Below are 12,562 nucleotides of genomic sequence, written 5' to 3'. Positions count from 1 at the left end.
CCCGGCGGCCGTGGCGGATCAGCGCAGAGCGGCGCGCCGTTCCAGAGCGACGGCCGCCGCCGCGAGACAGCCGACGGCCGGGACAGCGAGCGGCGGGATCTGCCAGGCGGAGGCCGCGACCGCGGCGAACCCCCCGACGAGCAGCAGGGAGCCCCCGAGATCGAGGGTGCGCACGAGCTGCCAGGGACGGCCGGGCCGCCAGGCCGCCGCCGTGCGCAGTCCGGCGACGGTGACCGCCGGCAGGCCGAGCGCCGCGACGGCGACCAGCAGCGGACCGCCCGGCAGCAGCCCCGAGCGGGCCACTCGCCAGTCGAAGACGAGCAGGGCGATCACCGCCCACCACAGCAACGAGAAGCGCCAACCGCTGCGCGCCGCTTCCCGCACATCGGCGGCGAACTCCCGCCAGCCGCAGGGCCGGCTCTCCAGGTGGCGCCGCAGATGGGCACAGCCGGCGGCGAACGCCGGAAGGAGGGTGACCAGCGGCAGCGCGGCGACCGCCAGCCAGACACCGGTGAGCAGCGATTCGGCGAAGATCGCGAAACGCGAGTGCAGGACGGTCTCGTGACGCCGGGCGCGGCGACCGGCCCGCTTCGCCCGCCGTAGCGTACTCGTCGGATTCACCACGCCCTCAGCCCTTCAGTCCCGAGGTCGCCATGCCGTCGACCAGATAACGCTGGAAGGCCACGAAGAACGCCAGCACCGGCAGCAGAGCGACCATCGACATGGCCACCATCCCCCCGTAGTCCGCGACGGCGTCCTGGTCGACGAACATCTTCAGACCCATCGAGACGGTGTACTTGTCGGGCTCGTTGAGATAGATCAGCGGCCCGAGGAAGTCGTTCCAGGAGTTGATGAAGGTGAAGATCGCACTGGTGATCAGGGCCGGCCTGCACAGCGGCAGCACGATCGACCAGTAGATGCGCAGGTGCCCGCAGCCGTCCAGCCGGGCCGCCTCGTCCAGTTCCCGCGGCAGGTTCCGCATGAACTGCATTATCAGAAAGACGAAGAAGGCATCCGTGGCCAGGTACTTGCCCAGCAGCAGCGGAGTGTAGGTGTTGATCAGGGACAGCTTCTGGAACAGCACGTACTGCGGGATCAGCAGGACGTGGTACGGCAGCAACAGCGTGCCGATCATGACGGCGAACAGCGCGTTGCGCCCGGCGAACTTGATCCTGGCGAAGGCGTAGGCCGCCAGCGAGCAGGAGATCAGCACGCCGATCACCGACCCGACGGCAAGGAAGAGGGAGTTGACGAAGAACGTGGAGATCGGGATGTCCGCGATGCCCTCGGCGAGCCGGCTGTAGTTCCTGGTGATCGGATCGGTGGGGAACAGGTCCAGGCTCCCGACGATCCGGTCGCTGGGTTTCAGCGAGCCGCCGATCACCCAGACCACCGGATAGAGCACCACGGCCAGGATCGCCAGCGCCCCGATGTGCCAGGCCAGCGACCCGGCGTTCGTCCTGCGGTGGCCGCTGCGCACGGTCGGTGTCGTCACCGGCTCGCCTCCTCGTAGTACACCCAGCGCTTCTGGGACCAGAACAGGACCGCCGTGACCAGCCCGACGGTGACCAGCAGCACCCACGCCATGGCGGAGGCGAAGCCCATCCGGCCGCCGGCGAAGCCCTGGTCGTAGAGGTAACAGGTGTAGACGAGGACGGAGTCGGCCGGACCGCAGCTGGAGCCGGCACTGCCGAGGATGTAGGCCGAACCGAAGATCTGGAAGGAGTGGATGGTCTCCAGCAGCAGATTGAAGAAGAGCACCGGGGAGATCATCGGCAGGGTGATGCTCCAGAACCTCCGCCAGGTGCCCGCGCCGTCGACCTCGGCCGCCTCGTAGAGTTCGCGGGGCACCTGCTTCAGTCCCGCGAGAAAGATCACCATCGGCGCGCCGAACTGCCATACCGTGAGCAGCACCAGGGAGTAGAGCTTCCACTCCGGATTGCTGATCCAGCCGCCGGCGTGGATACCGAAGAGCTGCTGCACCCGGTCGACGACGCTGCCGTCCGAGAAGAGCGCCCGCCACACGATGGCGATGGACACGCTCGCGCCGATCAGCGACGGAGTGTAGAACGCGGCGCGGTAGAAGGCCTGGCCCCGGCGGTTCTGATGGAGCAGCAGAGCCACCCCGAGCGCCAGCAGCAGCTTCAGGGGCGTGCCGACGGCCACGTACTGCAACGTCACCCGGACCGACTTCTGCCAGCGCGGGTCACCGAACATCTCGCTGAAGTTGTGCAGGCCGATCCACTTCGGAGCGTCGAAGAGGTCGTAGTCGGTGAACGACAGATAGAGCGATACGAGCATCGGCCCCGCGGTGAGAATCAGCAGGCCGGCCACCCACGGGGCCAGGAAGAGATAGCCGGCGAGATTCTCCCGCCGGCTCCGGCCCGCGTCCCTGCCCCGGCTCCCGGGGGTGGCGGGGCCGGCAGCCGGCCCCGGGCCGGTCCGGGTGCCGGGGCTCCTGACGGACCTCTTCGGCCCGGCATCCTCGACGTGCGTCACCGCGGACCCCCTCACGACGCCAGCGCGGTCTTTGCTTCGGAGAAGAACTGTGTGACGGCCTTGGCCACCGATGTGGTCTGCAGACTCACATCGGTGGCGATACGCAGGAAGGCGGCCTCACAGGTGTCGGCGCCCGCCGGGTGCGGCGTGATGGTCTGCAGGACCCCGGCGTCCGCGATCTGCGTCTCGTAGGCGGAAATCCCCTGGGAGACGGTGTCCGTCGGCTTGAACGCGTCGAACTGGGCGGTCGTCGCGGGAACGCCCCGGTCGAAACCCATGATCCTGCCGACCTCCGGGTCATGGACCATGAAGTTGATGAACTGGGCGACTTCCACGGGGTGCTTGGTCCGCGCCGACCCGCTGAGCATCAGGGAACCGAGATACTGACCGGTGGTTTTGCCGTCCGTCGACGGGATCGGGGCCAGGCCGTAGTTCCCCTTACCCTCGGCGGTGTAGCGCACCGAGAAGTTGTCCCAGGTGAACTCCCCGCCCGAAAGACCGGCCGAGAGACCCGCCTTGGGCTTGACCTGCTCGATCTTCTTCGGGTCGGCATAGATCCCGGACTTCACTCCGTCCAGGCCCTTGGTCCACCAGTCGGTGAGGTCCGCCTCGGTGAAGCCCAGCTGTTTGTCCGTGAAGAACGCCTTGCCGGTCTGCCGGAGTACCAGGTCGTAGACGTACATGATCCCCATCGGCCCCGAGTCACCGCCGATGTGCTGGGTGTCACGGATCTTCTTGAGGCCCGCGTAGTAGTCGTTCCAGGTCCAGCCGAGCTTCGGCGCGATCCCGGCCTTCCGGTACGCGTCCTTGTCGATCACCAGCGCCATCGAGTTCGAACCCACGGGGACGCCGAGGAGCTTGCCGTCGACCTCGCCGAACTTCGCCAGCCCGGCCCGGAAGCCGGCCATGCTCAGATGGCCGGCGCTCACCTGCTGCTTGAGATCGAGCAGCACGTGCTTGTCGTTGTACTTGCGCAGGAAGCCGATGGCGTTCTGGAAGACGTCCGGCGGATTGCCCCCGGACGCCTGGGTCTGGAACTTGGTCCAGAAGTCGGCGTAGGGCTGGAAGTCGGTCTTGATCTTGATCTTCGGGTATCGCTTCTCGAAGAGCGCGATGGTCCGGTTGATCTTCTTGGCCCGGTCATCCGCCCCCCACCACGCGTACCGCAGGGTGACGGTGCCACCGCCGGATCCGCCACCCGCGCCGCACCCGGCGACCGTCAGGCCGAGCGCGGCCACGGATGCACCGGCTGCTCTCAGCAGGCTACGGCGGTCAACACTCCCAGTCGTGTCCACAGTTCGACCTCCGCAAAAATTGAAACGTTTTAGGAAAGCGCTTGCGGGACAAGGTAGAAAGCCGTGGCGCAGCCGTCAACAGTTCGGACGAAAATCCTCGAAGCGATTCGACGCCATCGGGCGGCAGAACGGCCGATGGCCCGGAGGCGGAAGCCTCCGGGCCATCGGTCCGGGCGGTGGGCGATACTGGGTTCGAACCAGTGACCTCTTCGGTGTGAACGAAGCGCTCTCCCACTGAGCTAATCGCCCGGGCGTGGAACAAACATTACCGCATGGGCGAGGCCGTCCCGGACCACCCCGGGATCAGTGGTTGATCTTCCACGGCATGACGAATCCGAACTGCCGGACGTAGATCACGGCCAACGCCGCCACGACCACCAGCACGATCGCCGTCAGCACGAGATTCCGGCGGCGCACCTTGGGGTCGAGTGCCTTCTGCGCCGCCTCGGTGACTTTCCGCTTCGCCCAGCGGAGCACCAGTTGGGCCCAGACGAACTCCGTCGCCCAGATCGCCATACCGCCGAAGATCACAACCCAGCCGGGACCCGGCAGCGGCAGCAGCACCACGCCCCCGGCGACCACGGCGAGGCCCACCAGGAACACGCCGACCTGCCAGCTCAGATGGAGAGCCCTGGACGCCCTGACGAACGCGGGCGCCCGGGAGCCGAGCGCCGGCTCGGAGGCGGACTCGTCCCGCCGGTCACTCTGCGTACTCATGCCTCCCAACCTACCCGACCCGACGGGCCGAGCAGCGGCTCACCACGCTTCACCGCAATGGCCCAACGGCCTCAAGCAACGTTCCGCCGTACGAGGGACCTGAAGGGCCACAAAACGGTCAGAGGGGTTTACAACGGCACCGTAGGTGGCATGTCGATTTCGCCGACGTGCGAATCCCCGAGCGCACACTGAGCGAAAGGCCCTGGCGCTTATGAACACCACGGTCAGCTGCGAGCTGCACCTGCGCCTCGTTGTGTCGAGCGAGTCATCACTGCCTGTACCCGCGGGCCTGCGGTATGACACGGCCGATCCGTATGCCGTGCATGCCACCTTCCATACCGGAGCCGAGGAGACCGTGGAGTGGGTCTTCGCCCGCGATCTCCTCGCCGAGGGGCTGCACAGGCCCACCGGCACCGGTGACGTCCGAGTCTGGCCGTCCCGCAGCCATGGTCAGGGCGTCGTCTGCATCGCCCTGAGCTCTCCGGAGGGCGAAGCCCTGCTCGAAGCCCCAGCGAGGGCCCTGGAGTCGTTCCTGAAGCGGACCGACGCCGCCGTGCCACCCGGTACGGAACACCGTCACTTCGACCTTGACACGGAGCTCTCCCACATCCTGGCCGAAAGCTGAGCCAGACCGCGAGACGCCCGGCGCCGTCCGACTCGGGGCGACGGCGCCGCGCACAACCACATAGGGCAGATGCCGAGCGTCGCTCCCGTCGAATCCATCACGGGGCGGCGTTCGCTGTGCTCCCCCCGTCGCACCTCTCCGCTCGCGCGGCCGCAGCATGCCTGGGGCCCGACCGGGTGAGCGACTAGAGTCGGCCAGCATCGGCGGGCGCCGGCCCGCCGCCGGCCAGGGAGCGCATGGTGCTGATCCCCCACGACACCCGGATCGCCCTCGACGCGGTGGTCGGTCTGCTGAACACCACTCCGGCGGACACCGGGGACGCCGATCCGCTCGCCGACGTCGCCGGGCTGTACGCGTTCGTCCAGCAGTACTCGGTCAGCGGAGTCGGCAGCCTCGGGGAAGAGGACAGGAAAGCCGTGCTGGCAGTCCGGGAGCGGTTCGCCGACGTGTTCGCGGCGCCCGACCCCCGCACCGCGGCCGAGACCGTCAACGAGCTGGTGGCCTCGGCGGGCACCACCCCGCAGCTCACCGACCACGACGGCTACGAGTGGCACGTCCACTACTTCGCCCCCGGCGCCTCGGTCGCCGACCATCTGGCCGCCGACGGCGGCATGGCGCTGGCCTTCATCGTCGTGGCGGGCGAGCAGGAGCGGCTGCGCCGCTGCGAAGCGCCGGACTGCGGGCATGCCTTCGTCGACCTCTCACGGAACCGCTCCCGGCGCTACTGCGACAGCCGTACCTGCGGCAACCGGCTGCATGTCGCCGCCTACCGGGCGCGTCGCAAGGCCGCCACGAGCTGACGTGGCGGGGCACAGCGGAAGGTGGCCGGGTCACAGCAGAAAGAGATCGTGCACGGCCGCCATCAGCAGCAGGCAGCCGATCACCCCGAGAAAGATCATGAGGGGTGGCTGGGAGAGCGCGAAGAGGCAGCCACGCGGCTCAGGGGCAGGGGTGGGGGCGGCGACATCGTCCCGCGAGGTATCGAGCATCTCGGCCCGATGATGACGCAGCGGAGAACGATTTCGCCGGCCAACACGCATTCGTTCATGGGCAGTTCGCTGGATGTCGCGGGCTGCGGGACATGCGTGCGCCGAATGTCAGTGCGCCGGCGCCGAAGGCCGCAGGGCTCACACCCGTACCTCTGGGCGCCCGACCGGCTCTCGCTCAGGCGAGATGGAAGATCTCGCCCAGCGGACGCATCGCGGCATCCGGAGCCGTCCCGTCGAGTTCCTCGAAGAGGCCTGCCATCTCCGCCTGCCAGCGGGCATTGACCTCGGTCGCATCCATGGCCGCACGGGCTCGCTCGAAATCGTTGGTCTCCAGATAGCCGACAAGAAGGCCGTCGTCGTTCAGGAAGAGCGAGTAGTTGCGCCACCCGGCCTCGGACAGGGCCGCTCGCATCTCCGGCCACACCTGCCGGTGACGCTCCCGGTACTCGGTGAGCCGGTCGCGGCGAACCCTCAGCACGAAGCAGACCCGTTGCATATGTCCGTTCCCTCGGCTCGGCCGGGCGAACGGCCCGGTGGGTGAAATGTTTCAAACGACCGCGAAGCTAACCACTCCGATAGGCCGCGTCAAGGGTTGACGGAGCACGTCACCGCCGCTAGCTTCACCATGCAATGAATCGATTCACTCAAGGGGTTGAGCCATGTCCGGATCCTCGGCCGTGAAAGCCGCGCTCACATCGCAGGCCATCGAGACCCCGTCATGGGGCTACGGGAACTCCGGCACCCGGTTCAAGGTGTTCGCACAGCCCGGCGTCCCACGGGATCCGTTCGAGAAGCTGGACGACGCGGCGCAGGTGCACGCCTTCACCGGAGTGGCGCCCCGGGTTTCGCTGCACATCCCGTGGGACCGGGTCGACGACTACGCTGCGCTGGCTTCGCACGCCGGGAAGCTGGGGCTGACGCTCGGCGCGATCAACTCGAACGTCTTCCAGGACGACGACTTCAAGCTGGGATCGGTGACGCATCCCGACCCCGCCGTGCGCCGCAAAGCGCTCGCGCATCTGCTGGAGTGCGTCGACATCATGGACGCCACCGGATCATCGGACCTGAAGCTGTGGTTCTCGGACGGCACCAACTACCCGGGCCAGGACGATGTGGCGACCCGCCAGGGCCGGCTCGCCGAGGCCCTGGCCGTGGTGTACGAACGGCTCGGCGACGACCAGCGAATGCTGCTCGAGTACAAGCTCTTCGAGCCCGCCTTCTACGCCACGGACGTCCCCGACTGGGGCACGGCGTACGCCCACTGCCTCAAGCTCGGCCCGAAGGCGAAGGTCGTGGTGGACACCGGTCACCACGCGCCGGGCACCAACATCGAGTTCATTGTCGCCCTGCTGCTGCGCGAGGGAAAGCTCGGGGCCTTCGACTTCAACTCGCGCTTCTACGCGGACGACGACCTGATGGCCGGGGCCGCCGACCCGTTCCAGCTGTTCAGGATCATGCACGAGGTGGTCGTCAACGGCGGTCTGGAACCCGGCGCACAGGTCAACTTCATGCTCGATCAGTGCCACAACATCGAGGCCAAGGTGCCGGCCATGATCCGGTCGGTGATGAACGTCCAGGAGGCCACCGCCAAGGCGCTCACGGTCGATGCGGCGGCGCTCGCCGCGGCCCAGCGCTCCGGCGACGTGCTGGCTGCGAATGCCGTACTGATGGACGCGTACAACACCGACGTCCGCCCGCTCCTCGCCGGGATCCGCGAGGAGCACGGGCTGCGCCCCGACCCGTTCTCCGCCTATCTGGCATCGGGGCGGCAGGAGCGCATCGCTGCCGAGCGTGTGGGGGGAACGCAAGCCGGCTGGGGGGCGTGAGCAGCCCCGTCAGATCCCGTGCTTCTTCAGGATCGCCTCGACGTCGGAGAAGTCCTCCGTCGGCGCGGCGGCCCTGGGCTCGTCCTGGGTCTGCGGCTTCGCTGCCGTGGCACGGCCCGGCAGCGAAGGCGCAGAAGCGGCGGGGGCCACCGCGTCGCGCTGTGCCTCCTTCGCCGCCTTGCGTTCCTTACGGGTGCTGCCGGAGCGGCGCTCGACGGCTCGGGTGACGGCGAAGAGCAGCCAGGCGGCCCCGAGCAGACCGAAGCCCAGCCAGACCGACGGCTTGAAGACCATGCCGGACACCCAGCCGACCACACCCGTGAGTACCAGGCCCACCGGCACCAGGGAGTAGGCGGCGATACGGGTGGCCGACAGGAAACGCCTGCGGTACGCCGTGATCGCTGCGATGCCCAGCCCTGCCGCGGACACCGCGGAACAGACGGTCTCGGCAATCATCCGGTCTCCTCCTGCCGTGGGTGCTTCCCTCCATCCTGCACCTGAGTGCGGCACCCGGGCCACGATCCGGTGGCACCTCAGGGACATCTCCGGGGCGGATCCTCCTCAGGTCCCGGTCCTGTCGGGTCCGGGTTGGGCCCACGGCCGCGCTGCTGGGAGACTGACCCCATGAGCGACTCCTCCCCCGCGCGCCCCGTCGTCCTGGACGTCTGGTGCGAGCTGCAGTGCCCCGACTGCCGCGGCGCCCTCGACGACCTGCGCGCGCTGCGCGCCCGCTACGGCGAGCGGCTCGACGTGCGGCTGCGGCACTTCCCCCTCGACAAGCACCGGCACGCCTACGCCGCCGCCCAGGCCGCCGAGGAGGCGTTCGAGCAGGGGAAGGGCTGGCCGTACACAGAAGCCGTACTCGCTCGCACCGAGGAGCTCGCGGCCAAGGGTGAGCCGGTCCTGCTGCAGGCCGCTGGGGAGCTTGGCCTCGATGCCGACGAGTTCGACACCGCCCTGATCGACGGCCGGCACCTGCTGACCGTCGACGCCGACCAGGCCGAGGGCCAGGCGATCGGGGTCACGGGCACGCCCACCTACGTCATCGGCGGGCAGCGGCTCGACGGGGGCAAGAGCCAGCAGGGACTCCGTGAGCGGATCGAGGAGATCACCGACCGGCTGCTCGCCGACGACGCCGGTGCGGATGCGGTCCCCGGCTCCGACGCCGGCCCAAGCGCCTAGGCACACCTAGAGCAGCGGCTTCGCGTAGTGCCGCTGGACGGCCCGGTACCCGAGCGACTCGTACAGCCGGACGGCCGGGGTGTTGTCCGCGAAGACGTTCAGCTTGATCAGCCGCGCCCCGGCCGCCAGTGCCTCGCGCTCGGCCACCCGCATCAGTGAACGGCCGTGGCCGTGGCCGCGGTGCTCCTCGGCGACCTCGACGTCGAAGACGAAGGCGCCCTGCTCACCGGGGCGTACCTCCCTCCCCGCGACCCAGACGTGCCCGACCGCCTGCCCGTCCACGACGAGCACGTCGAACGTGCTGCCCGCGGTGGCGAGGCCGTCGGGGAGGTTCGTTCGGTGATCGGCCTCCGCCTTGGCACGTGCGTCGGCCTCCGGGACCCCCCGGTCGATCCAGACCTGCGCGTAGCTGACGACCGCCGTGGCCCGCCAGCGCGCGAACTCGTCCTCGCGCATGCCCCGGTGGTCGACGCCGGCGGGTAGTGCGGGCGGCTGCTGGGGCAACTCCTTGAGCGTGTGTCTGCTGCGTTCGGTGTAGCCGAGCGCGGCGGCCATCCGCAGGGCAGCGCCCTCCTCGGCCGGCACCGAGCCGCTCACATGGCCGCAGCCCCAGCCGCGCAGCACCTCCTCGGCGGCGAGCGCGGCGACCGTGCCCCGACCACGGCCGCGGTCCGGCTCGTCGATCCGCAGATCGCCGATGATCCCCCAGCGCGAACCGAAGGAGGGATCCGTGCGGAGTTCCACCGCACCCACCGGGCGGCTGTTCACGCAGACCTGATACGCACGTGCTTTCGCGCCGTCGGCGCCCTGCTGGAGCGGCCCGGTCGGCCGCAGGGTGGTGGTCACCAGGGAGTTCTACCCACCTTGTGCTGCCCCGTCATCTCCCTTTCGGATCCGGGCCGTCCTTTACGGGACCGAATTCACGGGTCCAGGTCATCCGCGGCGCGCTCGTCCCAGATCCGCATGGCCTTCGCGGTCACCGGGCCCGGTGACTCCGCGAGTTCGCGTCCGTCGATCCGGTGGACGGCCTGCACATCGCGCAGGGTGGAGGTCAGAAAGATCTCGTCGGCGCGCTCCAGGACGTCCAGCGGCAGATCGCTCTCGCGGGCGCCGGTCCATTCGAGGGTCAGGGCGCGGGTGATCCCGGCCAGGCAGCCGGAAGTCAGCGGCGGGGTGTGCAGTTCGCCGTCGATGACTACGAAGACGTTGGAGCCGGTGCCCTCGCAGAGCCGGCCCACGGTGTTGGCGAACAGCGCCTCGGTGGCGCCGTCGGCGTGTGCTCGGGCGAGCGCGACGACGTTTTCGGCGTACGAGGTGGTCTTGAGGCCGGTCACCGCACCGCGTTCGTTCCGCGTCCACGGCACGGTCACCGCGGCGGTGGTGTCCGGGCGGCGCACCGTCTCGCCGACCGCGACGACCAGGGTGGCCCCCGCGTCGCCGCGGTCGGACCCCAGGGGCGAAAGCCCACCGGTGTAAGTGATCCGCAGCCGGCCCAGCGGCATCGGATTGGCGTCCAGGACCACCGCGCAGGCTTGCCGCACTTCGTCGAGGTCCGGCTCCGGCAGCCCGAGGCCCCGGGCGGAGCGGGTCAGCCGGTCCAGGTGGCGGGTCAGCGCGAAGGTGCGCCCGCCGGTCGCCTTGACGGTCTCGAAGATGCCGTCTCCCACGGTCAGGCCGTGATCGAGAACGGACACCAGCGCGGTGTCGGCGTCCCGCAGTCCGCCGTTGACCCAGATCTTCATGGGGTGGTCCTTCCGATCGCCTCGTTCGCGCCCGACGCTATCGCGAGCAGCCGGGACGCCTTCAGCTCGGTCTCGTCCCATTCACCCTCGGGGTCGGAGCCCCAGGTGATGCCGGCTCCCGCGCCGAAGCGCAGAGCAGGGCCGCCGTCGGCGGCGCGGTCGATCCAGAACGTCCGGATGCCGACCGCGAGTTCCGCGGTGCCCCGGTCGGCGTCGACCCAGCCGATACCTCCACAGTAGGGTCCGCGCTGCGCGGGCTCCAGTTCCTCGATGATCCGCAGGGCGCTCGCCTTGGGCGCCCCGGTCACCGAGCCGGGCGGAAAGGTGGCTGCGAGCAGCTCCGGCCAGCCGGCACCGGCGGCCAGTTCACCGCGGACCGTGGACACCAGGTGGACCAGTCCGGGGTAGGGCTCGATCCCGCAGAGCTGCGGCACGGTGACCGAACCGGGGGCGCAGACCCGGCCGAGATCGTTGCGCACCAGGTCCACGATCATCACGTTCTCCGCGCGGTCCTTCTCCAGGAGGTCTCCGGGGGTGCGTGCGGTTCCCTTGATCGGCCCGGATTCGACGGTCCGGCCGGCCCTGCGCACGTAGAGCTCGGGGGACGCGGTGGCAATCTCCACGCCGTGCGCCGGCAGCCGTATCGTCCCGCCGTACGCGCCGGGATTGCCGGCGGCGAGCAGCGAGGTGAGTGCGTCGATGTCGGCGGCGGCCGGATCGGGCAGCGGCGCGGAGAGCACGCGGCAGAGGTTGACCTGGTAGACGTCACCGGCCGCCACGTGGTCCCGGATGCGGCGGACGCCCTTGGTGTACGCCGCCCGGTCGAGCGCGGACGTCCAGTCACCGGCGGCGGGGCCCCGCCAGCGGCCCGGGACCGCGGCGGGCACCGGTTCCGTACGGACGTCCCCGAACCTGGCGCAGACCAGCCGGCCCTCGAAGTCCGCGGTCACCGCCCAGAAGCCGGACGAGTCGAGGGCTGCCGGGTCGTCGGTGACATCGCGCAGGTCGGAGGCGACTCGGCGGCCGAAGCGGGCCAAAGGATCGAGGTGGGGCACGGTGACGAGTCTAGGACCGGCGGCCGACAGCCGACTCCGGAGCGAACGCACCGCAGCACGCTGCGGAAACGCGTTTTTGTACTGGCCCGGGAATCCGCTAGAGTTCACCACGTCGACGGGACGCGCGAGTGGTTCCGGAAACAAGCGGACGTGGCTCAGTTGGTAGAGCATCACCTTGCCAAGGTGAGGGTCGCGAGTTCGAATCTCGTCGTCCGCTCGATGTGGGGATCTTCCCGACCCCCGTACTCACTCCTGGTGGAGTGGCCGAGAGGCGAGGCAACGGCCTGCAAAGCCGTCTACACGGGTTCAAATCCCGTCTCCACCTCCAAGGACGATTAGCTCAGCGGGAGAGCGCTTCCCTGACACGGAAGAGGTCACTGGTTCAATCCCAGTATCGTCCACTGGATCCCCCGCTACGGCTGGGTGTCCGTCCCGCGCGATTAGCTCAGCGGGAGAGCGCTTCCCTGACACGGAAGAGGTCACTGGTTCAATCCCAGTATCGCGCACGCAGTAGCTACGACAGATCGAAGATCGACACCCGCGCGATTAGCTCAGCGGGAGAGCGCTTCCCTGACACGGAAGAGGTCACTGGTTCAATCCCAGTATCGCGCACGCAGTAGCTACGACAGATC

The 12,562-nt window shown here is 69.1% G+C and carries 15 protein-coding genes and 6 tRNA genes; 9 read left to right on the top strand and 12 right to left on the bottom strand.

Annotated features, from left to right (window positions below):
* Positions 1-18: 18 nt before the first annotated feature.
* From AB0M87_RS19780 to AB0M87_RS19755, 6 genes are all read right to left on the bottom strand, one after another.
* Complete coding sequence (locus AB0M87_RS19780) at positions 19-624, bottom strand: hypothetical protein (RefSeq protein WP_365854560.1); 606 nt, start codon at positions 622-624, stop codon at positions 19-21.
* A 4-nt stretch (positions 625-628) separates the two neighbouring features.
* Positions 629-1,495: a carbohydrate ABC transporter permease gene (locus AB0M87_RS19775; protein ID WP_365854558.1), complete on the bottom strand. Its 867-nt coding sequence runs from the start codon at positions 1,493-1,495 to the stop codon at positions 629-631.
* Positions 1,492-2,499 (bottom strand): sugar ABC transporter permease, encoded by a 1,008-nt coding sequence (locus tag AB0M87_RS19770; protein ID WP_365854556.1) that lies wholly within the window; start codon positions 2,497-2,499, stop codon positions 1,492-1,494. The genes AB0M87_RS19775 and AB0M87_RS19770 overlap by 4 nt, the downstream gene beginning before the upstream one ends.
* Before the next feature lie 11 nt (positions 2,500-2,510).
* Positions 2,511-3,794, bottom strand: coding sequence for an extracellular solute-binding protein (locus AB0M87_RS19765; protein ID WP_365854554.1), 1,284 nt, complete (start codon positions 3,792-3,794; stop codon positions 2,511-2,513).
* Positions 3,795-3,971: 177 nt separating this feature from the next.
* A tRNA-Val gene (locus AB0M87_RS19760) sits at positions 3,972-4,043 on the bottom strand.
* Positions 4,044-4,097: 54 nt separating this feature from the next.
* A complete protein-coding gene (locus AB0M87_RS19755) occupies positions 4,098-4,511 on the bottom strand; it encodes a TIGR02611 family protein (protein ID WP_365854552.1) in 414 nt (137 codons plus the stop codon).
* Between the two features lie 211 nt (positions 4,512-4,722).
* On the opposite strand from AB0M87_RS19755, the gene AB0M87_RS19750 reads away from it, so the two are divergent.
* Positions 4,723-5,136: an SsgA family sporulation/cell division regulator gene (locus tag AB0M87_RS19750; protein WP_003959770.1), complete on the top strand. Its 414-nt coding sequence runs from the start codon at positions 4,723-4,725 to the stop codon at positions 5,134-5,136.
* A gap of 239 nt (positions 5,137-5,375) precedes the next feature.
* Positions 5,376-5,936, top strand: a complete 561-nt coding sequence (locus AB0M87_RS19745) for a CGNR zinc finger domain-containing protein (RefSeq protein ID WP_365854814.1) — start codon at positions 5,376-5,378, stop codon at positions 5,934-5,936.
* A 30-nt stretch (positions 5,937-5,966) separates the two neighbouring features.
* On the opposite strand, the gene AB0M87_RS19740 is transcribed toward AB0M87_RS19745, so the two are convergent.
* Together AB0M87_RS19740 and AB0M87_RS19735 are read right to left on the bottom strand one after the other, a co-directional pair.
* A complete protein-coding gene (locus AB0M87_RS19740; protein ID WP_365854550.1) occupies positions 5,967-6,125 on the bottom strand; it encodes a hypothetical protein in 159 nt (52 codons plus the stop codon).
* A 175-nt stretch (positions 6,126-6,300) separates the two neighbouring features.
* Positions 6,301-6,621, bottom strand: a complete 321-nt coding sequence (locus AB0M87_RS19735; protein ID WP_365854548.1) for an L-rhamnose mutarotase — start codon at positions 6,619-6,621, stop codon at positions 6,301-6,303.
* Between the two features lie 163 nt (positions 6,622-6,784).
* On the opposite strand from AB0M87_RS19735, the gene rhaI reads away from it, so the two are divergent.
* Entirely contained in the window at positions 6,785-7,951 is a 1,167-nt protein-coding gene (rhaI, locus tag AB0M87_RS19730) for an L-rhamnose isomerase (protein WP_365854546.1), read from the top strand.
* Between the two features lie 9 nt (positions 7,952-7,960).
* Here the strand turns inward: rhaI and AB0M87_RS19725 are convergent, their stop codons facing one another.
* Positions 7,961-8,407: a hypothetical protein gene (locus tag AB0M87_RS19725; protein WP_365854544.1), complete on the bottom strand. Its 447-nt coding sequence runs from the start codon at positions 8,405-8,407 to the stop codon at positions 7,961-7,963.
* 168 nt (positions 8,408-8,575) lie between these two features.
* Between AB0M87_RS19725 and AB0M87_RS19720 the strand changes: the two genes are divergently transcribed.
* Positions 8,576-9,133 (top strand): DsbA family protein, encoded by a 558-nt coding sequence (locus AB0M87_RS19720; RefSeq protein ID WP_365854542.1) that lies wholly within the window; start codon positions 8,576-8,578, stop codon positions 9,131-9,133.
* A gap of 6 nt (positions 9,134-9,139) precedes the next feature.
* On the opposite strand, the gene AB0M87_RS19715 is transcribed toward AB0M87_RS19720, so the two are convergent.
* The 3 genes from AB0M87_RS19715 to AB0M87_RS19705 all read right to left on the bottom strand — a co-directional run bounded on the left by AB0M87_RS19715 (position 9,140) and on the right by AB0M87_RS19705 (position 11,930).
* Positions 9,140-9,979 (bottom strand): GNAT family N-acetyltransferase, encoded by an 840-nt coding sequence (locus AB0M87_RS19715; protein ID WP_365854540.1) that lies wholly within the window; start codon positions 9,977-9,979, stop codon positions 9,140-9,142.
* A 74-nt stretch (positions 9,980-10,053) separates the two neighbouring features.
* Positions 10,054-10,875 carry an aminodeoxychorismate lyase gene (locus tag AB0M87_RS19710; protein ID WP_365854538.1) on the bottom strand — a complete coding sequence of 274 codons (822 nt, stop codon included), beginning with the start codon at positions 10,873-10,875 and terminating at the stop codon, positions 10,054-10,056.
* Positions 10,872-11,930, bottom strand: coding sequence for a chorismate-binding protein (locus AB0M87_RS19705; protein ID WP_365854536.1), 1,059 nt, complete (start codon positions 11,928-11,930; stop codon positions 10,872-10,874). Before AB0M87_RS19705 ends, AB0M87_RS19710 begins: the two co-directional genes overlap by 4 nt.
* Positions 11,931-12,074: 144 nt before the next feature.
* Between AB0M87_RS19705 and AB0M87_RS19700 the strand changes: the two genes are divergently transcribed.
* The 5 genes from AB0M87_RS19700 to AB0M87_RS19680 all read left to right on the top strand — a co-directional run bounded on the left by AB0M87_RS19700 (position 12,075) and on the right by AB0M87_RS19680 (position 12,542).
* Positions 12,075-12,147, top strand: a tRNA-Gly gene (locus AB0M87_RS19700).
* A gap of 37 nt (positions 12,148-12,184) precedes the next feature.
* Positions 12,185-12,258: transfer RNA gene (locus tag AB0M87_RS19695), tRNA-Cys, on the top strand.
* 1 nt (position 12,259) lies between these two features.
* Positions 12,260-12,331: transfer RNA gene (locus tag AB0M87_RS19690), tRNA-Val, on the top strand.
* A 33-nt stretch (positions 12,332-12,364) separates the two neighbouring features.
* Positions 12,365-12,436 (top strand) — tRNA-Val (locus tag AB0M87_RS19685).
* A 34-nt stretch (positions 12,437-12,470) separates the two neighbouring features.
* A tRNA-Val gene (locus AB0M87_RS19680) sits at positions 12,471-12,542 on the top strand.
* The last annotated feature ends 20 nt before the right edge of the window (positions 12,543-12,562 follow it).

The sequence above is a fragment of the Streptomyces sp. NPDC051320 genome, assembly GCF_040682175.1.
Taxonomy (GTDB): domain Bacteria; phylum Actinomycetota; class Actinomycetes; order Streptomycetales; family Streptomycetaceae; genus Streptomyces.
The sequence above is the reverse complement of the archived record's forward strand: the minus strand, read 5'-3'. Positions and strand labels throughout refer to the sequence as shown.